The sequence below is a fragment of the Pseudonocardia hispaniensis genome (genome assembly GCF_042658695.1).
Classification (GTDB): Bacteria; Actinomycetota; Actinomycetes; order Mycobacteriales; family Pseudonocardiaceae; genus Pseudonocardia; species Pseudonocardia hispaniensis.
The window spans coordinates 49007-71917 of sequence record NZ_JBHSQW010000035.1 but is presented as its reverse complement, the minus strand read 5'-3'; the positions used below and the strand labels follow the sequence as shown (position 1 = coordinate 71917).

The following is a 22911-nucleotide window of genomic DNA, read 5'->3' as shown; positions in this document are numbered from 1 at the left end:
TGAGAACCATTCCTCGATCCCAGAGGTGACGAGATGCACGTGTTGATCAGGTGGCTGCTTGCCCCGATCATGCGGCTGCTGTATCGACCCGAGGTCGACGGTGCGCACCGAGTCCCCCGATCCGGGCCGGTGATCCTCGCCGCCAACCATCGCGCCGCGGTCGACACGGCCGTGATCTCGCTCGTCACCTCGCGTCCGGTTTCGTTCCTGGGGAAAGCGGAGTACTTCACCGGGCGGGGCATCAAGGGACGCATGGTCGCCCGCTTCCTGGCGGCGTTGGGCTATGTGCCGGTCGACCGCACGAACGCCAAGGCGGGACTGGCCGCGCTCGATGCCGGGCGCACCGTGCTGCGTTCCGGTGGGGTGTTCGCGATCTATCCGGAGGGCACCCGTTCGGTGGATGGGCGGTTGCATCGGGGACATACCGGGGTCGCCTCGCTCGCCCTGAGCACGGGCGCCCCGGTCGTCCCGGTGGCGTTGCTGGGGACCGAGCGGGTGCAGCCGATCGGAGCGAAGATCCCGCGAATTGCGCCGCTGAGGGTCCGCTTCGGTGATCCGCTCGACTTCTCCCGCTACGAGGGTCTCGAGGGCTCGGCCGCGATTCGCCGGGCCGTGACCGACGAGATCATGGATGCGATCGCCGGGCTATCGGGGCAGGAGTACGTCGACCGCTATCACCCTCGCCCCGACGACCTACGCCCCCCTGTGAGTGCGTAACAGTGTTAGAACACTGTTACGCACTCACAGGCCGAGGTGACCAGGAGCCAGTCGGACGTGTGGCGGTACCACGTCCAACGGGTGACCGCGCGTGGGTGAGCCACGCCGTCGTGGACGACGGTCGCCGAGACGCAACCCACCTGGAGGGCTCGGCCGGTGGCGGCCTGCACTCCCCGTCCGGGCAGAGCCGACACGCCCTGCGGACCAGGCGCCACCACCAGCCGCCGCACGTTTCCGCGCAGCACGAGCCGCTCGTCGCAGTAGGCTTCGCCGCGCAGACCACGCACCTCGCCGCGCCCGACCAGCACGCCGCCGGCGTCGTCACGGATCAGCGGCACCGCCGAGGCCGTTCCCGTCAGCGCCAGCGCCGCGGCCCGGGCCGGGTCGCGGGGCAGCCCCCACACGGCCGCCGCCGCCGAGCGGCGGGTCATCGGGATGTAGGCCACCTCGGTCGTTCCCAGGCGCTCGGTGCGTAACAGCCGCACCAGCACGGCGCTGAGGTCAGCGTCACATCCGGCGACGATCAACCTGGTGGGCCGGTGTTCGGCAAGCACCGGATCGATCTCGGCGCGGCCGGGGTTCGCGGATATCCGCACCTCGGGGACGTTCGCCAGGGCGGTGGGGACCCGCCTCATCCCGGCCGCGCGGAGACCGCGACGGCGCCCCGCCGCGCCGCGGTCACAGGTCAGCAGCACCACGTCAGAATCGATCGAACTCACCTGATCGGATACCCTCTCGCCGCGACGCCGAGGCGCGCCACTCGTCTGCTTCGCGCGTGTCGAGGCGCGCGCTCACGCCGCGTCGCGCCGTCAAGGACTGGAGTTTCGCATGCCGGCGATCGTGCTCATCGGTGCCCAGTGGGGCGACGAGGGGAAGGGTAAGGCGACCGACCTGCTGGGTGGTCAGGCACAGTGGGTGGTGCGTTATCAGGGTGGTAACAATGCTGGCCACACCGTCGTTCTGCCCAACGGGCAGGACTTCGCCCTGCACCTCATCCCGTCCGGGATCCTGACCCCTGGGACCAAGAACGTCATCGCCAACGGCGTTGTGGTCGACCCTGGTGTGCTACTGGAGGAGCTGGCCGGGCTCGAGGCCCGCGGCGTCGACACCAGCAACCTGCTGATCAGCGCGGATGCGCACATGATCATGCCGTACCACATCGCCATCGACAAGGTGACCGAGCGCTTCCTGGGAAAGGCGAAGATCGGGACGACCGGTCGCGGTATCGGGCCTGCCTACCAGGACAAGGTCGCCCGGGTGGGGGTGCGAGTCGCCGACGTACTCGACGAGAAGATCCTGCACCAGAAGGTGGAGGCCGCGCTCGCATACAAGAACCAGGTGCTGGTGAAGGTCTACAACCGGCGGGCCCTCGATGTGGACCAGGTCGTGGATACCGTGCTCGCCCACGGCAGGCGCTTCGCCAACCGGATCGCCGACACCCGGCTGCTGCTCAACAACGCCCTCGAGGCCGGTGAGACGGTCCTGCTGGAAGGTTCGCAGGGCACGCTGCTGGACGTCGATCACGGCACCTATCCCTTCGTGACCAGCTCCAACCCGACGGCCGGCGGCGCCGCGGTCGGGTCGGGCATCGGCCCGAACAAGATCGACCGGGTGATCGGGATCCTGAAGGCGTACACCACCCGGGTGGGGTCGGGCCCGTTCCCGACCGAGCTGCTCGATGCCATGGGCGAGCATCTGCGCAAGGTCGGCGGCGAGGTCGGCGTGACCACCGGGCGGGCTCGCCGCACCGGCTGGTTCGACGCCGTGATCGGCCGCTACGCGGCGCGGGTCAACGGGATCACCGACTTCTTCCTGACCAAGCTGGACGTGCTGTCCGGGCTGGAGAAGATCCCGCTGTGTGTGGCATACGACGTCGATGGCAAGCGGACCGACGAGATGCCGATGACGCAGACCGACGTGCACCACGCGGTTCCGATCTACGAGGAGCTCCCGGGGTGGTTCGAGGACCTTTCGGTGTACCGGACGTTCGAGGAGCTACCCGCTAACGCCCGCGCCTACGTGCACCGTATCGAGGAGCTGACCGGAGCCCCGGTGAGCGCCATCGGAGTGGGCCCGGGACGCGACCAGACGATCACCCGCGACACCTGATCCGACCCGCCCGGCGCCCGCTCAGGCCGCGCAGGCCCCGGTGTCGGCCCTGGCGCTGAGCCCGGCCGAGCCGAGCCGCGCGTCGGCCACCTGCTCCGCGGTGAGCACGAAGCCGGTCTCCGAGTCGTCCAGCGCCGCGCCGAACACCACGCCGAGAACCTGCCCGTCGGGGCTGATCATGGGTCCGCCGGAGTTCCCGGAGCGCACGACCGCTCGCACGGTGTAGACGTCGCGGGTGACGGTGCCGCTGTCGTAGATGTCCGGTCCGCGCAGCTGGATCCGATCGCGGACCTTGCCTGCCGTGGCGGTGAACGGTCCGTCGAGCGGATAGCCGAGCACGATCACGTCGTCGCCGACGGCGGCTGGGCTCGGGGTGAACTCCAGCGGCGGAGCCTGCAGGTTGGGCACCGCGAGGACGGCAACGTCGATCTCGGGGTCGTAGGACACGACCGTGGCCCGCAGGTCGCGGGTGCGCCCACCACGGCCGAGCACCTCGATGCTGGTCTCCGAGGTACCGGCGACGACGTGGGCGTTGGTCATCACCCGCTGCGGGCCGATGACGAACCCGGTTCCCTCGAGCTGACGCGAACACGACGGGGCCCGCCCGCGAACCTTCACCACGCTGCCCGCGACCTCCCGCACCACCGGGCTGCGCGCCAGCGCCGGGTCGGGCGGGCCGACGACGGTGATCGGGGTCTGCGCGAAGGGGCTGAGCACGTCGGGGAACCCGGAGCTGTCGAGCAGTTGCCGCAACTCGGCGGGCAGCTTGCGCGCTCCCGTCGGCATCACCGCGTCGACCGACTTGAGCACCTCGGAGCTGCGCACACTCGCCGCCAGCCCAGGAAAGCTCACCGAGGCCAGCGGCAGCGCCACCAGCCAGGCCGCGACCACGACGGTGAACGCCTGCAACACCGACCCGAACGCCGAGTCGACCTTGAGACTGCGTTCGCCGGTGATCCGGTCGCGGATCCGGCGGCCGAGGAACACCCCGGTCGTCTCGCCCAGCGCGACGAGCAGCACCACCACGACGATGCTGATGATCACCCGGGCGCTCTGAGTCTCGATGTTCTGCGCCAGCAACGGCGCCAGCCGCACCCCGAGGATGGCGCCGCCCAGCACCCCGATGAACGACAGCAGCGCGACGGCCATGCCGTGCCGCCATCCGGACACCCCGGCGATCAGTGCCAGCGCGATGATGAGGATGTCGACCCAGCTGATACTCATGCCCAGACCGTGGTCATCGTCCTGAGACCTCCTGCCTGGCGGCCCTCGCGGCGGACCACGCTTCTCCCAGGTTGTGGGTCCGCGACTCGTCCCACGGCCGCTCCCAACCCCCGAGCTGCAACAACGCGGACAATAGGCCCCCGGTGAACCCCCAGACGAGCAGGCCCGCCACGCTGAACGCCGGGCCGACGAGACCCGAGGGATGCCGCACCGAGAGCCGGTTCGCCGGATCGGTCAGGTCCTCGATGGGCACCCGTACCACCCGCGCGGTCTCCGCCGGGTCGACCGCACGGACCTGCGTCGGCCGATCCCAATGCGCCAGCACCGGCGTGACGATGAAGCCCGAGGGGGGGATGAACAGGTCCGGCAGCCGGGTCAACGGGACCACTCCGGTCGGATCGAGTCCTGTCTCCTCCTGCGCCTCGCGCAGCGCCGTATCGACCGGGCCGAGATCGGTTCGATCGATACTTCCGCCGGGAAACGCCACCTGACCCGGGTGATTGCGCAGGTCGGCCGCCCGCTCCATGAGCAGCACGTCCGGCCCGCCGTTGCCCTCGGCGAACAGCATGAGCACCGCCGCGCGTCTGCCTCCCGCAGGCGGCGGGATGGGGTGCCGGCTCAGCGTCTCGGCATCGACGTCACGCACGCCCTCCAACAGCGGCACCAGCCAGCGCGGCGCGCGCTCGGGATGCAGTCCGACCGGCCGGATCATGCGGACCCCCCGAGCCGCGCGACCGCGGCGGCGACGTCGTCGGCGGTCGCGAACGGGATCGGCGGGTCGACGAGCGCGACGCTTCCGTCCGCCCGTACGACGTAGCTCACCGGCAGCGCGGGCGGCAGGGTCAGCGCCCGGCGCAAGGCGTCGTCGGGATCGGTCACCGAGGGCAGCCGCACACCGAGGTCGGCGAGCAGTGACAGCGCCGACCGAGGGTCGTCCCGGACATCGATGCCGATCACGGGAACGGCCCCGGGCCGGGCCGCGTACTCCGCGAGCACCGGTAGCTCGGCCCGGCACGGCGCGCACCATGACGCCCAGACGTTGAGCAACGCGGGACGGCCGGCCAGCGCCGCGGCGAGGTCGACCGAACCGTCGGCGCCGAGGCACGGCGCCGACACCCCGGCCAGCGGCCCACTGCCCGCCCCGGTCCCGGCCGGGCAGGGTTCGAGCGCTGCGGCGGCGCGCAGCGACGTGAGGCTGTCCTCCGCCGGCGCGCTGCGTTCGGCGGGCGGGGCGGCCGGTTCGGTACCGCTGCGTGGCCACAGTGCGAACACCCCGACCGCGGCGAGCAGCACCACGACCACGGTGATGACGATCTCGGAACGCGACGGCCGAGTCAGCTTCGCGCTCATCGTCCCGATCCGTGCCGGCTCATGGTCCCTCGTCCACCGCTGTGCTCATCGCGCCGTCGCCGTCCGGGGTGCCGAAACCGGCCAGGGCCAGCAGATGGGCCGTTTCCGGACCCTTGACCAGGACGGCGGCCTGGGCCGGGTCGGTGGGCCCGGTGCCGAACGCCGGGCAGTCGACGGCGATCGTGCAGACTCCGCAGGCCGGTTTGCGGGCGTGGCAGACCCGGCGGCCGTGGTAGATCACATGATGCGAGACCATCGTCCAGTCCCGCTTGGGAACCAGCGCCCCGACCGCGTGCTCGACCTTCACCGGGTCGTCCAGCGTGGTCCACCCCCAGCGCCGGACGAGTCGGCCGAAGTGCGTGTCGACGGTGATCCCGGGGATACCGAAGGCGTTGCCCAGGATGACGTTGGCGGTTTTGCGGCCGATCCCGGGCAGCTTCACCAGCTCGTCGAGGGTGTTCGGCAACCGCCCGCCGTGGCGTTCGACGACGGCCTGTCCGAGCCCGATCAGCGCCGTCGCCTTGTTGCGGAAGAAGCCGGTGGGCCGGATGAGCTCCTCGAGCTCGGCCCGGTCGGCCTCGGCATAGTCGACGGCGGCCGGATAACGGGTGAACAGCGCTGGGGTGACCTCGTTGACCCGCTTGTCCGTGCACTGCGCCGACAGGATCGTGGCGACCGCGAGTTCGAGCGGGTTGGTGAAGTCGAGCTCGCAGCGCGCGTCGGGGTAGGCGACGGCCAGCGCGCGCAGCATGCGGCCCACGCGCCGGGCCCGGCCCAGGCGGCTCTCCCCGGCGGCGATCCGGGCGGCGAGCCGGGCCGCACTGCGCCGGTCGGGAAGGGTCCGGACGGGATTGCTCACGCCGTCGAGCCTACGGGCGCTCGCCGACAGCGGGTGACGCGCAGGTCAGGTCACGAATAGGTATCGGGGCGCGACGGATCGGGGCCCCCGGTGAGCATGCCTCGAACGGGTGCGGAATCATCGGTGCCGACATGACTGCCTGGTTGTCCGTCCTCGTGCCGCTGCTGGTGATGTTCTTCGCGCTCGGCATGGAGCGCGTCGAGTCCCGACTGCGGGAAGCCACTCTCCGTCAGGACGAGCTCGATGAGCTGCTCCAACGACCTCGCCCCGACGAGGTGCGCGCGCTCTTCCGGCAGGGCACGGCCCGAGCGCTGGAGCTGTTCCGGTTGCGTAACCGGGCACCGGGTCATCGCCGTTCGGCGCGCCGAACGAGGATCCCCTCGTAACGGATCGGGTCGTTGCGGGGAGATGGGTCGCGCCGAGCGCGCGCGACTGGCATGCTCCGGCTCACCGTGGACGGGACCTCGTCGTAGCTGGACAGGCAGTAACGCCTAGACTAGCGCGCCGATGATCCGTTGCCAGGGCGCGCCGGATGGACGAGGAGCGGGAATGTGGACGATGTTCTGATCCGCGCAGGGATCTTCCAGGGCGTGGAGCCGCAAGCTGCCGAGGTGCTGGCGCAGTCGCTGGAGCCGGTCGAGTTCCCACGCGGTCACATCATCTTCGCCGAGGGCGAGCCCGGTGATCGGCTCTACATCATCGGTAGCGGCAAGGTGAAGATCGGGCGCAAGTCCGCGGATGGGCGCGAGAACCTGCTGATGGTGGCGGGCCCGTCGGACATGTTCGGTGAGCTTTCGATCTTCGATCCGGGACCCCGAACGTCGACCGCGACGACGGTCACCGAGGTGCGCGCCTTCACGATGGACCGCGTCGCGCTGCGGGAGTGGATCGGCAAGCGGCCCGAGATCGCCGAGCAGTTGCTGCGGGTGCTGGCCCGTCGGCTGCGCCGGACGAACAACATGCTCGCGGACCTGATCTTCACCGACGTTCCTGGTCGCGTGGCGAAATCGCTGCTGCAGCTGGCGCGCCAGTTCGGATCGCAGGAGTCGGGCCTGCTGCGGGTCACCCACGACCTCACGCAGGAGGAGATCGCACAGCTGGTCGGCGCCTCCCGGGAGACCGTGAACAAGGCGCTCGCCGACTTCGCGCACCGTGGCTGGCTGCGGCTGGAGGGCAAGAGCGTGCTGATCCTCGAGCCGGAGCGACTGGCCCGCCGGGCCCGCTGACGCCCGGACGTCAGGTACGCAGGTAGTCCAGCTGGGCGTGGACCGACCACTCCGCGGCGCCCCACAGCGCCGGGTCGACGTCGGCATAGACCATCTCGACCACCTCGCGTGCTGTCGCGTCCGAGCCGAGCCGAGCCAGCGCGTCGCGGATCTGGGCGAGCCGCTCCTCGCGGTGCGCCAGATAGGTCGTGGCGGCACTCGGCGCGTCGGCGAGCTCCGGGCCGTGCCCGGGCAGCACTGCGGTGCGCTCCGGCAGCTCGGCCAGGCGCGCCAGGGAGCTCAGGTAGGGGCCGAGTGCTCCGTCCGGATGCGCGATCACCGTCGTGCCGCGGCCGAGGATCGTGTCGCCGGTCAGCACGCTCGGGGCCGGGTTGTCCGGGCCGTCCAGGAGCAGGCAGATCGAGTCGGCGGTGTGGCCGGGGGTGGCGAGCACCCGGATCTCCAGCCCCGCCGCCGCGACGACGGCGCCGTCGGCCAATGCCTCGGAGCCCAGCACCAGTGACGGGTCGAGCGCCCGCACCGGCGCCCCCACCCATTCGGCGAGCCTGCGGGAGCCGCCCGCGTGGTCGCGATGGTGATGGGTGAGCAGGATCTGCGCGACCGGGCCCTGCGCGGCCACCCGACGCAGGTGTGTCTCGTCGTCCTCACCGGGATCGACGATCACACACTCCTCGACGCCCGGTGCGCGCAGCACCCAGGTGTTGGTGCCCTCCAACGTCATCGGCGACGGGTTCTCGGCCAGCAGCACTGACGCGAGCGGGGTGACCTCGCGCAGCACGCCATAGGCGGGATGCCGAGCCGTCATGGCCGAACCGCCGGGCTCAGGTGGTCGACGGCCAGCGGGTAGTCGGGGTCGCCCGGCACCACGACGACGATGTCGTCGCCGCGGCGAACCACCTTCGGGATGACCGGCTCGATCGGCTGCTGGTCCGCGGCGGCGAGGACACCGCCGGTGTCGGGGTACTCGGCGATCTGCCGCAACGTCCGGAGAGTGGGCGGCATCAGCTGGATCGCGCCGTCGCGCCACTGCGCGAGCGCATCCTCCGGATGCCACCAGCTCGCCTCGACCGCCTCGGTCGTCGCACCGTCGGCCTGTTGGCCGTCGGGGACCGTCGCGGCGAAGAAGAAGGTGTCGTAACGCCGTGGGCTGGACTCCGGCGTGATCCAGCGGGCCCAGCCGCGCAGCAGGTCGGCGCGCACGGCGAGGTCGGCGGCGGCGAGCAGCTCGCGGAAGGTCCGCCTGCCGGCGACGACGTCTGCGCGTCCCTGCGTGAGTACCTCGGGATCGAGTGGGCCCCCGTCGGCCGGCCCGGCGAGCAGCACCCCGCACTCCTCGAAGGTCTCCCGCACGGCGGCGTGGACCAGCGCACCGGCGAGCTCGTCAGGGCAGCCCAGCCGTTCGGCCCACCAGCGGGGGCCTGGACCGGTCCACCGCGCCGGGGCCGGTCGGTCGTCGGGGTCGACGCCGCCGCCGGGGAACACCGTCATCCCACCGGCGAATGCCATCCCGGTGACCCGTCGCTGCAGGAATACCTGAAGCGGCGTACGACCGGCCGCAGGCTCGGGTGCGTTGCGTACCAACAGAACGGTCGCCGCGGGACGCGGCGCCGCAGGCTCCCGCGGCTCTACGGCTCCGATGCTCACGCGGCTGACGGTAACTGATTGGCCGACCATCGCGCGGTGATGGCGAACACGGTCTGTCGGACCCGATACGCGCCAGGCCCGGGGGACGCGGCCGACACGTGGCGCGACGGTCGTGCGCCGGCGGCACGGTTCAGCGTGCCCGGACCCCACCGCGGAACGACGGCCGGGCGAGGCTGCTCAGTTGTCGATCTCGGGTGGGCCGATCGAGGGCGGCGGGGTGAACCCGTTGGTCGAGTCGTGCCGGCGCGGAGACCGCTCGCGTGCGTTCAGTTCGGCACGCAGCTGGTGAAGGAGCGAACGCTCGGCCTCACTCAGTGTCACCGTCGGATCCGCGGCGGACTCCGGCGCCTCGCCGGGGCCGTCGGCGGACGGTGCTGCGGCGTCCTGCGCCTCCTCGGGGTCCGGCTCCGAGCGGTGCCGAGCCCGCCGCCGACCGTCCGGCGGCTCGAACGGCCCGCCGGGTGCGAGATGGGGCCCTCGCCGCCGGACCGGACGCGGCGCGGCCGGCCCGTTCACCGGCTGGGAACGATCGGTCCGGTCCGGATCGGGTTGATCGGAATCGGCGCGGCCCGGATCGGCTGTGGTCGGCTCCGCGCGATCCTCGACGGGTGGGGTGTCGGTGAGCCGGTCGCCCTCGCCGGACCCGTGGCCGGTCTGCCCGTCGGCGGCGGCAACGTCCTCGGCGTGATCGTCCTCGGCGATCCCGTTCGCGGTGGGTTCGGCCCCTGCTGCCACCGGCGGCACGGGCAAGGCCCACTCGCCCGAGGCCCATTCGTCGGCCCAGGGCCGCGGCGGCTCGGTGGGCATCGGCGGTTCCGGCTCCGCCGGGACCGGGGTCTCGGCTCCGACCTGCGGCTCGGGTGCCGACGTCGGATCGAGCAACGGGTCGAGCAACGGCTGGCGCAGCGGCCCGGTGAGCGGGTCCGGAAGCTCGCCGAGGGGTCCCGCGCCGGCCTCCTCGCCGACCTCGGTGTCAACGGGCGGTGTCGAAGCGGGCGCGTCGTTCTCCCCGGAAGCCTCGGTGGCCGACGGCGCGCCCGTGGTGGGCCCGGTCGGCACCGCGGGCACGGTCGGCACGGTGGGCGGCTGGAGCTGGACGGTGGGTGGCCCGGCCGCTCCGATCCGCAGCCCGGTGGTGGGTCCGTCCAGCGCAACCGGATCGGCAGCGAACCGGGGAGCCGGATGCCGTTCCGGCGCCGGACGTGGGGTGGATGTGTCGATCGAGGACACCCGATCCGGGGCGGGCAACGGCCGCGGCTGCGGTGGCCCCGAACGGGCACGCAGGTGCGCAGGCCGGTGCGGGGCCGCGTCGGGCACCGGGCGGGCGGAGCTCAGTGCCGCGGCGTGGTAGCTGGGCAGCACCGTTCCGGCCACGAACACCTCGACGGACGCGGCTGCGCCCGCTCGGTCGAGGACGGCCGCGAGCCGATAGGCGAGGACGTCCGCGAGGTGCTCCTCGAACGCGACCTCCGCGGCGATCTCGACCAGCACCACGGGGTGGGGCAGTGGGCCCGGCGCGGATCCGGCAGGTGTGATCCGCCAGGTGAGCCAGGTCCGGCAGCCGGGAGGCCGGTGGGCTGCCCCGGCGAGCACCGACCCGATGCGGGTCGTCGCGCCGCGGCCTCCGGCGTCGGGGTCGAAGCGGTGTGTCGTGCCGTTCTCCCGGCGCCCCGCAGGCAGCTCCCGTTCGGCGTCGAGCCCGATCCGCAGGCTCTGTCCGAACGCGGCGACGGACGCCCGGACCTGCGGCGGCAGGACGGTGCGGTCGGCGATGAGGGTCGCGGTGAGCAGCTCCAGGGCCTGCGCGTCCTCGCCGATCGCCACCAGCTCCCGGCAAAGGGCGAGCAGGTCGTCGTCGACCCTGCCGGCCAGAGCGAGCAGCAGTTCGTGCATCGTCAGGGCCGAAGTCCCGGGTCGGGCCACGGAACCTCCTTCGCTCAGCTCGCTCCGGGTCACGCAGAGGTGGATGCGCCGACCGGCGCCGCGGGGGTGGGCTCGCCTGCGGCCGCCCACAGCAGCGTGGACCCGGCGATCGCGGCCTGGTGGTACAGGGTGGGCTCGAGGCCGCCGGGCAGGACCTCGACACAGGGGGTGCGGTCGCCGTGCGCACGCAGCAGCCGCTGCAGCGAGCCGGTCAGCGTCCACGGGCGGTCGGCGCCCAGCACGAGCACGACCCGCTGCTCCCACCGCGGGCCGAGCCGCAGGGTGTGGCGCACCTCGCGCACCCCGGCCTCGCCCCGCGCGACCGCGAGGACACACAGCGCGGCGACGTCGGGAACGAGGGTGTCGGCCCGGAACTCGGTGGTGTGCGCCTCCGGCGCCTGGACCGGGAGCACGGCGTCGAGCAACCGGCGTGGGGCGCCCCAGCCACCGACGGCCTGGACCAGCAGGTCGCGCTCGGCGGCGGTGAGCCCGACCCGGTTACGCAGCAACGCCCGCGGCAGGGTCGCCCCCACCGCCGACCGGCCACCGGCCGCGAGCCAGTCGCGCAGCCGCCACAGCGGCTCGTCGGGAAGCCGACCGGCCAGCCGCAGGAGCAGCTCGTGGCAGGCGCGGTCGGCCCCCGACTCCATCACGCAACCTCGACGATCAGCTCGACCTCGACCGGGGCGTTCAGCGGAAGCTCCGCGACGCCGACGGCGGAGCGCGCGTGCCGGCCCGCCTCCCCGAAGACCTCGACGAGCAGGTCCGATGCGCCGTTGACCACGCCGGGCTGGCCGCTGAACCCGGGCGCGGACGCCACGAATCCCACGACCTTGACCACGCCGGTGACCGCATCGATGCCGACCAGGGCGTCGAGGGCCGCGAGTGCGTTCAGCGCGCAGGCCCGGGCGTGGTCGCGGGCGTCCTCGGCGCTGACCTCGGCGCCGACCTTCCCGGTGGCGAGCAGCGCACCGTCGACGAACGGCAGCTGCCCGGCGGTGAACACCAACGAACCGGCGCGTCGGGTCGGGACGTAGGCCCCCGCCGGGGCCGTGACCGACGGCAGCGCGATACCGAGTTCCTTGAGCCGGTCGCTAGGCGTCCCCACGCTCAGCCGCCCTGGACCGGACGCTTGAAGAAGGCCACCAGCTGCTCGGGGTTGGCCCCGGAGGTGACGGTGACCAGCTCCCAGCCGTCCCGACCGAAGTTGTCGAGGATCGCCTTGGTGTTGTGGATCAGTAACGGTGCGGTGAGATACTCCCACCGGGTGACGCCGGGTGAGCTCATGCCGCCTGACTGTAGTGGGCGCCGCCGCGCGTCCCACTCGCCCCCTGACCCTCTCGGCCCGGTAGGACGGGCCGGGAGGCGGCGCCGACCGTAGGCTGGAGCCGTGACCGTCCCCAGCTGGCCCGCGGCGTTCTCCGGCGTCCGACTGCACGTCGTGTCCGGCAAGGGCGGGACGGGCAAGACGACCGTCGCGGCAGCACTCGCGCTCGCCCTGGCCACCGGCGGGAAACGGACGTTGCTGGTCGAGGTCGAGGGTCGCCAGGGCATCGCCCGGGTCTTCGACACCGCCCCGCTGCCCTACGAGGAACGGCGGATCGCGGTGGCCCCCGGTGGCGGGGAGGTCCGCGCGCTCGCCGTGGACGTCGAAGAGGCGCTGCTGGAGTACTTCGAGATGTTCTACCGGCTCGGCATGGCCGGTCGGACCCTGCGGCGGATGGGAGCGATCGAGTTCGCGACGACCCTCGCCCCCGGCCTGCGGGACGTGCTGCTCACCGGCAAGGTCAAGGAGTGCGTGACCCGTACCGGCCGCGACGGGCGCTACGTCTACGACGCCGTCGTGCTCGACGCGCCACCGACCGGGCGGGTCCTCACCTTTCTGGACGTCACGCGGGCCATGGCGGATCTGGCGAAGGCCGGCCCGATCCACAGCCAGTCCGAAGGCGTGGTGCAGTTGCTGCACTCGCCGCAGACCGCAGTGCATCTGGTCACGCTGCTGGAGGACCTTCCGGTGACCGAAACCCTCAACACCGTCCGCGACCTCGACGCCGCGGACCTGCGGGCCGGAGCATTGATCGTCAACAAGGTGCGGGAGCAGTGGCTGCCGGACCGCTCGGTGGCCCCTGCCGCCGACGGTCGGGTCGACGCCGCCCGGGTCCGCAGCGGACTGGTCGCGGCGGGGCTGGACCTGCCCGCGGATGTCGTCGACGGGCTGGTGGCCGAGACCGTCGAACACGCCGTGCGGGTCGCCGCCGAGGCGGCCGCGCTGGCCAGGCTCGACACCGAGCTCGCCGAGCCGCTGCCTCGGCTCGAGCTCCCGCACCTGCTCGGTGGCGTCGATCTCGGTTCGCTCTACGAGCTTGCGGAGGCGCTGGTGGACCAGGGCGTCCAGGTCCGGCAGACCAGCGGGGCGTCCGCGTGAGCCCGCCGAAGCAGTCCCCGCCGCTGAAGATCGACGATCTGCTCGACGACGCCTCGACCCGGATCGTGGTGTGCTGCGGGTCCGGTGGGGTCGGCAAGACGACCACCTCGGCGGCGCTCGCGATGCGGGCGGCCGAACGCGGCCGCAAGGTCGTCGTGCTGACGATCGACCCGGCGCGGCGCCTGGCGCAGGCCCTAGGCATCGGTGAACTCTCCAACGAGCCCCGGCGGGTCGCCGGACTCGACGCCGACGGGGAACTGCACGCGATGATGCTCGACATGCGCCGGACCTTCGACGAGATGGTCTACGCGCACGCCGACCCGGAGCGGGCCGAGAAAATCATCGCCAACCCGTTCTACCAGGCCATCTCCACATCGTTCTCGGGGACGCAGGAGTACATGGCGATGGAGAAGCTCGGTCAGCTCGCCGCGACCGGCGACTGGGACCTCATCGTCGTCGACACCCCGCCGTCACGGTCGGCGCTGGACTTTCTCGACGCCCCGCAGCGGATGTCGACCTTCCTCGACGGCCGGATGATCCGGCTGCTGTCCGCTCCGGCGCGCGCGGGCGGGCGGGGTCTGCTCAGGCTGGTCGGCGTCGGGTTCCAGATGTTCGCCAAGGCCGTCTCGACGATCATCGGCGGCGCGATGCTCGCCGACGCGTCGGCGTTCGTGCAGGCCTTCGACACGATGTTCGGCGGGTTCCGGGAACGCGCCACGGCGACATACTCGCTGTTGCGCTCGCCCGGTACCGCATTCGTCGTCGTCGCCACCCCGGAGCCGGATGCGCTGCGGGAGGCCGCGTACTTCGTCGACCGCCTGTCCTCCGAGGACATGCCGCTGGCGGGGCTCATTCTCAACCGGACGCATCCGGTGCTGGCGCGGCTGTCGGCGGCCAGGGCACGCGATGCCGCGGACAACGCGACCGGTTCGCCGCTGGCCGCAGCGGTGCTGCGGTTGCACGCCGACCGGGTCGAGCTCGCCGAGCGGGAGGAGCGGCTGTTCGGCCGGTTCGCCGGCGCCCATCCCGAGGTCGCGGTGGCCCGGGTGCCCGCCGTCGCGGGCGATATCGCCAACCTCGAAGGGCTGCGCGAGATCGGCTCCCGGCTGGTGGCCGACGGGTACCCGGAGCACGACGTGTCCGCCACGCCGGGTGCGGCCCAGTGACCGCTCACCGGGGCTTTCCCCCGGTCAGTTCGGCCTGCTGGGTCGGTCGGGCCGTCCGGGCCGTGCCCGTCGCCGTCGCCCAGGCGGTGCGGACCGCGGCCGGGAGGCAGGTGCGCCTGGCGTCCCCGGTCGCGGCGGTCGCTGCGTAGTGCGCTGTCCGGGCCTGGCCGAGCAACTGGGCCCAGGACCGGATGGTCGGCCTGGTCCGAAGCAGCGCGCGGCGCTCGCGTTCGGTCATCCCGCCCCAGACGCCGAACTCGATCCGCTGGTCGAGGGCGTGCGCCAGGCATTCGGTGCGTACCGGGCAGGTGAAGCAGAACCGGCGGGAGTCTCGCTGCCCGGCTCCGGTCACGAACAGTCCCTCGGCGTCCTGGGTGCGGCACCGCGCCGCTGCCCGCCAGTTCCAGGTGCCCGTCATCTCGGCTCCCACGGTCCGTCCTTCGGGCCGCCGGAGTCGGTGACCCTGCTTGGAAAGGATCTTGTCGGTGCACCGCTGCACCGATAACCGTGTGGAACTACTCAACCTCCCCCGTTGCGACCTGACGGGACCGAAACAGGACTCCGCGTACCCTGACGCGTTGTGAACATTCCGCGGCATCTGGTCCGGCCGATCGGACTGCTTCTGGGGTTCTGCGTGCTGGCCGGCATCGTGACCGCTGGAATGGTCTTCCCTTTCGCCGCGTGGGCGGGCGTGGTCTCCAACGACGCCGGTGACAGCGTCAACAGCACCTCGGGCGATCTCGTGGACGGCGGGTTGCCGCAGCGCACGACGCTCACCGACGCCGAGGGCCGGCCGATCGCCTACCTGTTCGACCAGAACCGGTCCTCGGTCTCGGCCGACGAGATCTCCCCGGCGATGAAGGCGGCGATCGTCGCGATCGAGGACCGGCGCTTCTACCAGCACCAGGGCGTCGACTGGCAGGGCACGATCCGGGCGGTGGTCGCGAACTCCGCGTCCGGCGATGTCGTGCAGGGTGCCTCGACGCTGTCGCAGCAGTACGTCAAGAACTACATGCTCTACGTCGAGGCCAGGACCGAGGCGGAACGGCTCAAGGCCACCGAACAGACGCCGGCCCGCAAGCTCAAGGAAGCGCGCATCGCGCTGCAGCTGGAGCGGTCGCTGAGCAAGGAGGAGATCCTCACCCGGTACCTGAACATCGTGTACTGGGGCAACGGCGCCTACGGGATCGCCGCCGCGGCGCGCACCTACTTCGGCACCACGCCCGACAAGCTGACCGTGCCGCAGGCCGCGCTGCTCGCCGGGATGGTGCGCAGTACCTCGGGGTTCGACCCGGTCGCGCACCCACAGGCCGCGTTGGAGCGGCGCAACCTCGTCATCGCCCAGATGCACGAGCAGGGCATGATCAACAACGCGCAGGCGGAGGAGGCCGCGGCCAGCCCACTGGGGGTGATCACTCCGCTGGGCAGCCTGCCCAACGGCTGCATCGGCGCGGGCGACGCCGGCTTCTTCTGCAAGTACGTCGTGGAGTACCTGACCGAGGCGGGGTTCCCGATCGACCAGCTCACCCGCGGCGGCTTCACGATCAAAACCACGCTCGATCGCACCGCGCTGGAGAAGATGAAGGCGGCGCTGGACCAGAAGGTGCCGCCGGCCCAGCCGAACGTCGCGAACGTGATGTCGATCGTGGCCCCGGGCCAGAACAAGCACCGGGTCCTCGCGATGGGGTCGAACCGCACGTTCGGGCTGAACGCCGACAAGTGGGAGACGAGTTACGGGCTGCCCTACGAGCCGGTCAACCTCGGGGCCGGGTCGGTCTACAAGATCTTCACCGCGGCCACCGCCTTGGAGAAGGGGATCGGGATCAACTACTCGCTGGCCGTCCCGCCCAGCGGTTACACCTCGCCGATCTTCCTCGACGGCGGAGGCCGTCCGATTCCGGTGCAGAACGCCGGTAGCTACCCCGAGCGGATGACCCTCACCGACGCGCTCGCGACGTCGCCGAACACCGCGTTCATCAAGCTGGAGGAGTTCACCGGGATCCCCGACGTCGTCGACATGGCGGTCCGGCTGGGGATGAAGTCGCTGGCCACCATGCCGTTCGTGGACCCCGCGACCGGCAGGCGGACCGACCGCTCGATCGCCGAGGTGACCAAGGAGCAGAAGCAGGCGTCGTTCACCCTCGGTGCGAGCCCGACGAGCGCGCTGGAGCTCGCCAACGTCGCGGCGACCCTCTACAGCGCGGGCAAGTGGTGTCCGCCCAGCCCGATCGAGTCGATCACCGACGCGTCGGGAAAGCCCGTTTCGATCATCGAGGCGCCGTGCACCCAGGCCGTCGAGCCGGGGCTGGCCAACACCCTGGTCAACGCGCTGAGCAAGGACGACATCAGCGGCACCGCGGCCGCCGCCGCTCGCGCGGCCGGCTGGAACCGGCCGATGCTCGGCAAGACCGGGACCACCCAGGAGCACAAGTCGGCGGCCTTCGTCGGAGCCGTGCCGCAGCTGGCCGCCGCTGTGATCACCTTCGACAACTCGCGGTCGCCCAAGCCGTTGTGTGACGGCGGCGGCGCGCCGTACGCCTGCCGCAGCGGGACCATCTTCGGCGGGAAGACACCGGCGCAGACGTGGTTCAGCGCGATCAAGCCGATCCTCGAGGGTCAGCCGGTCCTGCCGCTGCCACCGACCGAGGACCGCTATCTGCAGGGTGGTGCGGAGTCCCGGGTCCCCGATGTCGTCGGTCGCGGCATGAACGACGCGCGCGCGATCCTCCAACGGGCCGGGTGGACGGTCTCGACCCGCACGGTCGACAACCTGGCTCCGCGGGGGACCGTCGTCGGTCAGAACCCGCGTGGCACCGCGCTGCCCGGCGAGACGATCGTGCTGCAGGTCAGCAGCGGCACCGTGCCCGCCCCGCCGCCCGCCCCGAGCAGCGAACCGGCGCCCGATGGTAATCCGGGGCAGGGCGGTGAGTCGCCGCCTGGTGGCGAGCCCGCTCCGCCCGACGGCGGGAGCCCGCCCAACGGGGAGGGTTCGCCCAACGGTGGTGCCCCGCCGGGGTGAGCGTGCCGAGGCCGTGGGTGTGGGTGACCGCCCGGACACGCCGCCGCGCGGCGCTGCCACCGGGCTGAGCCGGCATCTACCATCCGCGGCATGGGGGAAGGCGACGATCAGATCGACGCATTGTTCGGCCCCGACGGGACCGGCGAGGCGGACCCGGCCGGCGTCGCGCGGCCGCCGGCGGTTGAGCAGCCGGGGCAGGGCGTGCCGGACGCCGCCACCCGGCCGGCGGCGCCCCCCGGTGTCCGGCCGGCCGCACCCTCCCACAAGATCGTCATTTCGGAGCCGAGAACCGCGCCCACCGCGGCGGCCTCCGCCGAAACGCCGATCATGACCTACCGCCCTCGGGTCGAGGCCGAGCCGAGCATCCTCGGTCTGTCCCGGCATACCCGCGGACGGGTTGGCTCCCGGCTGTTCAACCTGTTCTTCACGGCGGTCTTCGTGGTGATCTTCGTGCAGATGGTCGTGGCCCTGCTCCGTGGCTGAGAGCCGGCTGAGCTTCGCGAACCGCCCGACCCGCTGCGGGTCGGCCGGCGACGACTACCCTGATGGCGCATGGCCATCGCCTACTGACGGTGGTGGCCCTGGTCCCGGTAGCCGGTCGGCGTCGCCGAGGAGGTGAGGAGCGATCCATCCCGAGACCGCTCCGCCCGGCGGGCCTGCGCTATCCCCGCCGACGTCGCACCGCGTCCGCAGCGTCCTGGCGATCCCGGCGTTTCGGCGGCTCTGGCTGGTCACGGCGGTGGCAGCGACGGGTGACTGGCTGTCGCTGCTCGCGCTGACCTCGCTGGCCACCCAGCTGACCACCGGCTACCAGGCGCAGAGCTTCGCGCTCGGTGGCGTCGTGGCGACCAAGCTGCTGCCGGCCCTGCTGCTCGGGCCGCTGGCGGGCGCGCTCGCCGACCGGTTCGACCGGCGCCGCGTCATGGTCGTCTGCGATGTGTTGCGATTCGGTCTGTTCATCTCGATCCCGCTCGTCGGGTCGCTGTGGTGGCTGTTCGCCGCCACCTTCTTGATCGAGATCTGCGCGCTGTTCTGGATTCCGGCGAAGGACGCGTCGGTGCCGAACCTGTTGCGCCGGCCCGACCAGATCGAGACGGCCAACCAGCTTGCGCTCGTGATGACCTACGGCGTCGCGGTGATCACCGCCTCCGGGCTGTTCACGGTGATATCGAGCGCCGGATCGCTGATCAACCACACGTCGCCGTTGATCACCGTCTACGTGGCGTTGATCATCAACGGCTCGGCCTACCTGCTCATCGCGGTCACCGTCTGGTTCCGGATCAAGGAGATCTCCGGGCGCGGGGGTGCGCGCCACGAGGAGGCGCCGGGCCTGGTCCAGCTGCTGCGCGAGGGTTTCCGCTTCGTCGGCAGCACCCCGCTGATCCGCGGCCTCGTCATCGGCATCATCGGCGCGTTCGCGGCAGGCGGCGCGGTCATCGCGTCGGCCAAGCTGTACTCGGCGAGCCTCGGCGGCGGCGACGCGGCGTACAGCGTGCTGTTCGTCTCGATCTTCGTCGGCCTCGCGGTCGGGATGGGCTCGGCGCCGCGGCTGGCGCGGCGGCTCCCGCACAACCGGCTGTTCGGCGCCGCGATCGTCGCGGCCGGGCTCTCGCTGTCGCTCGTCGCGTTGGCTCCGCATCTGTTCCTGGCGATCATCGCGGTGGCGTTGGTCGGCGGGTTCGCCGGGATCGCGTTCCTCACCGGTCTGACGATCATCGGCGCGCAGGTCGCGGACGAGGTCCGCGGCCGCGTCGTCGCGTTCGTGCAGTCCTTGGTGCGCATCGTGCTGCTCGGGTCGATGTCCGTGGTTCCGCTGATCGTCGGACTGGTCAACGCGCACCAGATCGAGGTGTTCGGCTACCCGTTCCTGATCGACGGCACCCGCACGGTGATGCTGGCCGGCGGCCTGGTCGCCGCGGCGGTCGGCGCGCTCGCCTACCGTCAGATGGACGATCGGCGCACCGAACCGTTGCTGCCGGATCTGCTGGCGGCGCTGCGCCGTGGCGATCGAAGGACGGGTACCGGGGTGCTGATCGCCGTGGAGGGCGCGACGGCCGCGGAGACCACCGAACAGGCCGGACGGCTGGTCGCGACCCTGCGTGCGCAGGGTCATCTCGTCGTCGAACCCGATCATGACGAGCGCGATCACGCTCGGTGGGCCGCGGCCACCCGCGAGGCCAACCTGTTCGGGGCCCGGGCCAAGGCGTTGGCGGCCGCGGCGGTGCGTGCCGACCTCGTCGAACGAGTGATCCGCCCGGCCCTGGCCGTGGGCGCCATCGTCGTGGTCGACCGATTCCTGGCCAGCCCGCTGGCTCAGTTCGGCGTGGCCGCGGACCGGATGGACGCCGAGCTCGACCAGGGTGAGCTGGAGAGCCTCGCCGCCTGGGCGACCGGACGGCTGCGGCCCGACATCTCGGTGCTGCTGGACCGCGCGCCGACCTCCGAGGCGGCCGATCCCCGGGAGAGCCGCGGCGTCGCCGGCGAGGAGCACCTCCGGGTCCAGCGGCTGTTGACCCGGATGGCCGCGGCCGAACCGCACCGCTACGTCGTCGTCGATGCAGACGGCTCGCCCGAGGAGGTCGCCGAGCGGGTCTTCGCGGGCTTGAGCTCGGTTCTCGGTGGGCCGCGCGTCGCGGAACCGCCGCCGGTCGGCCCGGACACCAGGACGTTGTCGTGAGCGTGTGGCGCGATGTCGTCGGCCAGCCGGCGGTCGTGGCCGAGCTGAGCGCCGCGGTGCGAGATCCCGCGGCGATGACCCATGCCTGGCTGTTCACCGGTCCGCCCGGTTCGGGCCGGTCGGTGGCGGCGCGCGCCTTCGCCGCGGGGCTGCAGTGCCCCCAGCAGGGCTGTGGTGCGTGCAGCGTGTGCCGCACGGTGCTGGCCCGCACCCACGCCGACGTCCGCGAGGTCGTGCCCGAGGGGCTGTCGATCAAGGTCGACGAGATGCGCACGCTGGTCCAGCTCGCGGCGCGCAGCCCGAGCACCGGGCGATGGCAGATCCTGATCATCTCCGACGCCGACCGGCTTGGTGAGCGCGCCGCGAATGCGCTGCTCAAGGCCATTGAGGAGCCGGCGCCGCATACGGTCTTCCTGTTGTGCGCGCCGTCCGATCATCCCGAGGATGTGCCGATCACGATCCGTTCGCGATGCCGTCCGATCCCCCTGCGGACGCCCTCGCCCGAGGCGGTCGCCGAGGTGCTCGTCGAGCGGGACGGTATCGACGTGGAGACCGCGCGGTGGGCCGCCGCGGTGGCAGGTGGGCACGTGGGCCGGGCACGTTGGCTCGCACGTGACCCGGAGGCGCGGCAGCGTCGCGCCGAGGCGCTCGACCTTCCGCTGCGCCTGCACGGTCTCGGTGACGCCTTTGCCTTCGCTGACTCGCTGGTCCGAGCGGCCAAGGCCGAGGCCGCGGAGATCGCCGAGTCCCGCGATGCCGCGGAGCGCGAGGAGCTCGCGGTCGCGATGGGCGCGGGCGGCGTCGGCAAGGGGGTCGCGGCCGCGGCCCGCAGCGCCAAGGCGGCGGAGCGCGAGCTGGAGAAGCGTCAGAAGTCGCGCAGCACCCGCAACCAGCGCGACGCCCTCGACCGCACGATCATCGACCTTGCCAGCTTTTTCCGGGACGTCCTGGTAGCCGGCAGCGGGGCCCGCGTCGCGCTGGCCAACCCGGACCGCGAGGACGACGTGCGGCGCGCTGCCCGGGAGTGGAGTCCCGAGTCCGCGCTGCGCAGGCTCGAGGCCGTCCTGGCGTGCCGCGAGGCACTCAATGCCAACGTCAAACCCGAGATCGCCGTCGAGAACATGCTGATCTCGCTGCACCGCGGCTGAGCGCCGTGCCGAACGGACCGGGCGCCGAAGCGCCGAGGGGTGGTCGCTACACTGGGCCCCGCACCACCTGCCGCCTTAGCTCAGTCGGTTAGAGCGACGCACTCGTAATGCGTAGGTCTGGGGTTCGACTCCCCAAGGCGGCTCCACTATTTCCGTAGGTCAGAGCCCTGCGACTGTTTTTCTCTGTGCGTTACGTTCGGTTGACCCGGCGCACTCGCCGAAACGCTGTTTCGCCTGGTCGCTGGCCTATGTAGGCCCTGATCAAGAGGGCTGGAGTGATCGATTTCGGTCGGGAGGTCGTGGCATGACGAACTCATGCCACGACGAGTGCGTTGCTCGGACGGACTGAGGGAGAGACTGAGTTCGTGTACGCGAGTGTGTACGCATCCGGGTACGCTGGTGTTCGTGCAGCCTCCTGAAGTCCTGTCGTTCCGGGAGTTCCGTGCGGGTCTTGCGGCGGCTCTTCGCCGGGTGCAGGAGCCGGGGGCGGAGCCGGTGTTCGTCGGTGCTCATCGCCGTGCCGAGGCGGTGGTGATGTCGGTGGAGCATTACGAGCAGCTCGTCGCGGCGGCGGGACGCCGTGAGGCGGTCGGCGAGGCTCTGGCGTCGGTTGGGGCGGAGGGGATCCAGCCGAGTGCGGAGGGTCTGGCTCGCCTCGATGCTGTGGCCGAGGGACGGTTGTCGACGGCGCAGGCGCGTGAGCAGGTGCTGGCCCGCTATCGCCGGTGAGTGCCGCTGATCCGTACTTCGACGTCGAGCACGGGCTGCTGCGGAACCGTCTCGGGATCGTTGATCCGGAGGAGTTGGAGCAGGTCGAGGCGGAGCTCACCGCGCTGCGGCTGGTGGAGCTGCAGGAGGTGCCGATCCCGGGAGGCTACGACCTCGCGCACGTGCAGGCGTTCCACCGCTTCATCCTCGGGGATGTCTACGACTGGGCGGGCGAGCTCCGGTCGGTGGTGATCGGCAAAGGTGATGTGTTCTGCCTGCCGCAGTTCATCGAGTCCTTCGCCGCGGATGTCTTCGGTCGTGTGGCGGGCAACGGGTTCCTGCGCGGCATGGGTCGTGCGCGGTTCGTCGATGAGTTGGCGGACCTGTTCGCCGACGTCAACGCGTTGCATCCCTTCCGGGAGGGCAACGGTCGCACGCAGCGGGCGTTCCTGGCGCAGCTCGCGACGGACGCCGGGTGGCGGCTGAGGTGGACGCTGATGGACCCGGAGGAGAACGCGCGAGCGTCCCAGCATGCTCACCGCGGTGACATCGCGCCTCTTCGTGCCATGCTCGACGGGCTGATCGAGCCGCGCGGGCCGGTTCCTCCTCCGCGCGATCGGCGTAGGTCCGCGGTTCGACCCCCCACGACGGCTCCACCATTCCGCAGGCCAGAGGTTTGCAGCTGCCCGGTTCCGCATGACGGTCGACGTTGCCTC

At 71.8% G+C, this 22911-nt stretch carries 23 protein-coding genes, 1 tRNA gene and 1 pseudogene; 13 read left to right on the top strand and 12 right to left on the bottom strand.

Annotated features, from left to right (window positions below; translation table 11 throughout):
- The first annotated feature begins 33 nt into the window (after positions 1 to 33).
- Complete coding sequence (locus tag ACFQE5_RS17350) at positions 34 to 717, top strand: lysophospholipid acyltransferase family protein (RefSeq protein WP_379586392.1); 684 nt, start codon at positions 34 to 36, stop codon at positions 715 to 717.
- A 5-nt stretch (positions 718 to 722) separates the two neighbouring features.
- Here the strand turns inward: ACFQE5_RS17350 and ACFQE5_RS17345 are convergent, their stop codons facing one another.
- Positions 723 to 1436 (bottom strand): hypothetical protein, encoded by a 714-nt coding sequence (locus tag ACFQE5_RS17345; RefSeq protein WP_379586390.1) that lies wholly within the window; start codon positions 1434 to 1436, stop codon positions 723 to 725.
- A gap of 109 nt (positions 1437 to 1545) precedes the next feature.
- On the opposite strand from ACFQE5_RS17345, the gene ACFQE5_RS17340 reads away from it, so the two are divergent.
- Positions 1546 to 2826, top strand: a complete 1281-nt coding sequence (locus ACFQE5_RS17340) for an adenylosuccinate synthase (RefSeq protein ID WP_379586388.1) — start codon at positions 1546 to 1548, stop codon at positions 2824 to 2826.
- Positions 2827 to 2847: 21 nt separating this feature from the next.
- Here the strand turns inward: ACFQE5_RS17340 and ACFQE5_RS17335 are convergent, their stop codons facing one another.
- Genes ACFQE5_RS17335 through nth form a run of 4 tightly spaced genes read right to left on the bottom strand, consistent with a single transcriptional unit; the run spans position 2848 to position 6259 of the window.
- Positions 2848 to 4050, bottom strand: a complete 1203-nt coding sequence (locus tag ACFQE5_RS17335; RefSeq protein ID WP_379586386.1) for a MarP family serine protease — start codon at positions 4048 to 4050, stop codon at positions 2848 to 2850.
- 13 nt (positions 4051 to 4063) lie between these two features.
- Positions 4064 to 4762: an NUDIX hydrolase gene (locus tag ACFQE5_RS17330; protein WP_379586385.1), complete on the bottom strand. Its 699-nt coding sequence runs from the start codon at positions 4760 to 4762 to the stop codon at positions 4064 to 4066.
- Positions 4759 to 5400 (bottom strand): TlpA family protein disulfide reductase, encoded by a 642-nt coding sequence (locus ACFQE5_RS17325; protein WP_379586384.1) that lies wholly within the window; start codon positions 5398 to 5400, stop codon positions 4759 to 4761. The genes ACFQE5_RS17330 and ACFQE5_RS17325 overlap by 4 nt, the downstream gene beginning before the upstream one ends.
- Before the next feature lie 19 nt (positions 5401 to 5419).
- Entirely contained in the window at positions 5420 to 6259 is an 840-nt protein-coding gene (gene nth, locus ACFQE5_RS17320; protein ID WP_379586383.1) for an endonuclease III, read from the bottom strand.
- A 131-nt stretch (positions 6260 to 6390) separates the two neighbouring features.
- Between nth and ACFQE5_RS17315 the strand changes: the two genes are divergently transcribed.
- Both ACFQE5_RS17315 and ACFQE5_RS17310 read left to right on the top strand, forming a co-directional pair.
- Positions 6391 to 6645 carry a hypothetical protein gene (locus ACFQE5_RS17315; RefSeq protein ID WP_379586382.1) on the top strand — a complete coding sequence of 85 codons (255 nt, stop codon included), beginning with the start codon at positions 6391 to 6393 and terminating at the stop codon, positions 6643 to 6645.
- Positions 6646 to 6810: 165 nt separating this feature from the next.
- The gene (locus ACFQE5_RS17310; protein ID WP_379586381.1) at positions 6811 to 7485 is read left to right on the top strand and encodes a Crp/Fnr family transcriptional regulator; all 675 of its coding nucleotides are present in this window, start codon (positions 6811 to 6813) and stop codon (positions 7483 to 7485) included.
- Between the two features lie 10 nt (positions 7486 to 7495).
- On the opposite strand, the gene ACFQE5_RS17305 is transcribed toward ACFQE5_RS17310, so the two are convergent.
- The 6 genes from ACFQE5_RS17305 to ACFQE5_RS17280 all read right to left on the bottom strand — a co-directional run bounded on the left by ACFQE5_RS17305 (position 7496) and on the right by ACFQE5_RS17280 (position 12339).
- Positions 7496 to 8290: an MBL fold metallo-hydrolase gene (locus ACFQE5_RS17305; protein WP_379586379.1), complete on the bottom strand. Its 795-nt coding sequence runs from the start codon at positions 8288 to 8290 to the stop codon at positions 7496 to 7498.
- Positions 8287 to 9129: an NUDIX hydrolase gene (locus tag ACFQE5_RS17300; protein WP_379586378.1), complete on the bottom strand. Its 843-nt coding sequence runs from the start codon at positions 9127 to 9129 to the stop codon at positions 8287 to 8289. Before ACFQE5_RS17300 ends, ACFQE5_RS17305 begins: the two co-directional genes overlap by 4 nt.
- A gap of 177 nt (positions 9130 to 9306) precedes the next feature.
- Positions 9307 to 11052 (bottom strand): hypothetical protein, encoded by a 1746-nt coding sequence (locus ACFQE5_RS17295; RefSeq protein ID WP_379586377.1) that lies wholly within the window; start codon positions 11050 to 11052, stop codon positions 9307 to 9309.
- Positions 11053 to 11081: 29 nt separating this feature from the next.
- Positions 11082 to 11702, bottom strand: a complete 621-nt coding sequence (locus ACFQE5_RS17290; protein WP_379586376.1) for a hypothetical protein — start codon at positions 11700 to 11702, stop codon at positions 11082 to 11084.
- Positions 11702 to 12160, bottom strand: coding sequence for a RidA family protein (locus ACFQE5_RS17285; protein ID WP_379586374.1), 459 nt, complete (start codon positions 12158 to 12160; stop codon positions 11702 to 11704). Before ACFQE5_RS17285 ends, ACFQE5_RS17290 begins: the two co-directional genes overlap by 1 nt.
- Positions 12161 to 12162: 2 nt before the next feature.
- Positions 12163 to 12339 (bottom strand): hypothetical protein, encoded by a 177-nt coding sequence (locus tag ACFQE5_RS17280; RefSeq protein ID WP_379586373.1) that lies wholly within the window; start codon positions 12337 to 12339, stop codon positions 12163 to 12165.
- A 103-nt stretch (positions 12340 to 12442) separates the two neighbouring features.
- On the opposite strand from ACFQE5_RS17280, the gene ACFQE5_RS17275 reads away from it, so the two are divergent.
- Together ACFQE5_RS17275 and ACFQE5_RS17270 are read left to right on the top strand one after the other, a co-directional pair.
- Positions 12443 to 13477, top strand: coding sequence for an ArsA-related P-loop ATPase (locus tag ACFQE5_RS17275; protein ID WP_379586372.1), 1035 nt, complete (start codon positions 12443 to 12445; stop codon positions 13475 to 13477).
- On the top strand, positions 13474 to 14643 hold the full coding sequence (locus ACFQE5_RS17270; RefSeq protein WP_379586371.1) for an ArsA family ATPase: 1170 nt from the start codon (positions 13474 to 13476) through the stop codon (positions 14641 to 14643). Before ACFQE5_RS17275 ends, ACFQE5_RS17270 begins: the two co-directional genes overlap by 4 nt.
- A gap of 4 nt (positions 14644 to 14647) precedes the next feature.
- Here the strand turns inward: ACFQE5_RS17270 and ACFQE5_RS17265 are convergent, their stop codons facing one another.
- Entirely contained in the window at positions 14648 to 15073 is a 426-nt protein-coding gene (locus tag ACFQE5_RS17265; protein WP_449301279.1) for a WhiB family transcriptional regulator, read from the bottom strand.
- 150 nt (positions 15074 to 15223) lie between these two features.
- On the opposite strand from ACFQE5_RS17265, the gene ACFQE5_RS17260 reads away from it, so the two are divergent.
- The 7 genes and pseudogenes from ACFQE5_RS17260 to ACFQE5_RS17230 all read left to right on the top strand — a co-directional run.
- The gene (locus tag ACFQE5_RS17260) at positions 15224 to 17662 is read left to right on the top strand and encodes a transglycosylase domain-containing protein (RefSeq protein ID WP_379586370.1); all 2439 of its coding nucleotides are present in this window, start codon (positions 15224 to 15226) and stop codon (positions 17660 to 17662) included.
- A gap of 90 nt (positions 17663 to 17752) precedes the next feature.
- Positions 17753 to 18145 carry a hypothetical protein gene (locus ACFQE5_RS17255; RefSeq protein ID WP_379586368.1) on the top strand — a complete coding sequence of 131 codons (393 nt, stop codon included), beginning with the start codon at positions 17753 to 17755 and terminating at the stop codon, positions 18143 to 18145.
- A gap of 142 nt (positions 18146 to 18287) precedes the next feature.
- Complete coding sequence (locus tag ACFQE5_RS17250; protein ID WP_379586851.1) at positions 18288 to 20339, top strand: bifunctional MFS transporter/dTMP kinase; 2052 nt, start codon at positions 18288 to 18290, stop codon at positions 20337 to 20339.
- Positions 20336 to 21487 (top strand): DNA polymerase III subunit delta', encoded by a 1152-nt coding sequence (locus ACFQE5_RS17245; RefSeq protein WP_379586367.1) that lies wholly within the window; start codon positions 20336 to 20338, stop codon positions 21485 to 21487. The genes ACFQE5_RS17250 and ACFQE5_RS17245 overlap by 4 nt, the downstream gene beginning before the upstream one ends.
- Before the next feature lie 69 nt (positions 21488 to 21556).
- A tRNA-Thr gene (locus ACFQE5_RS17240) sits at positions 21557 to 21633 on the top strand.
- Between the two features lie 259 nt (positions 21634 to 21892).
- Positions 21893 to 22216 (top strand): antitoxin VbhA family protein, encoded by a 324-nt coding sequence (locus tag ACFQE5_RS17235; RefSeq protein ID WP_379586366.1) that lies wholly within the window; start codon positions 21893 to 21895, stop codon positions 22214 to 22216.
- Positions 22213 to 22596, top strand: a pseudogene (locus ACFQE5_RS17230) (Fic/DOC family protein); the annotation flags it as partial. The gene ACFQE5_RS17235 and the pseudogene ACFQE5_RS17230, both read left to right, overlap by 4 nt.
- Positions 22597 to 22911 lie beyond the last annotated feature (315 nt).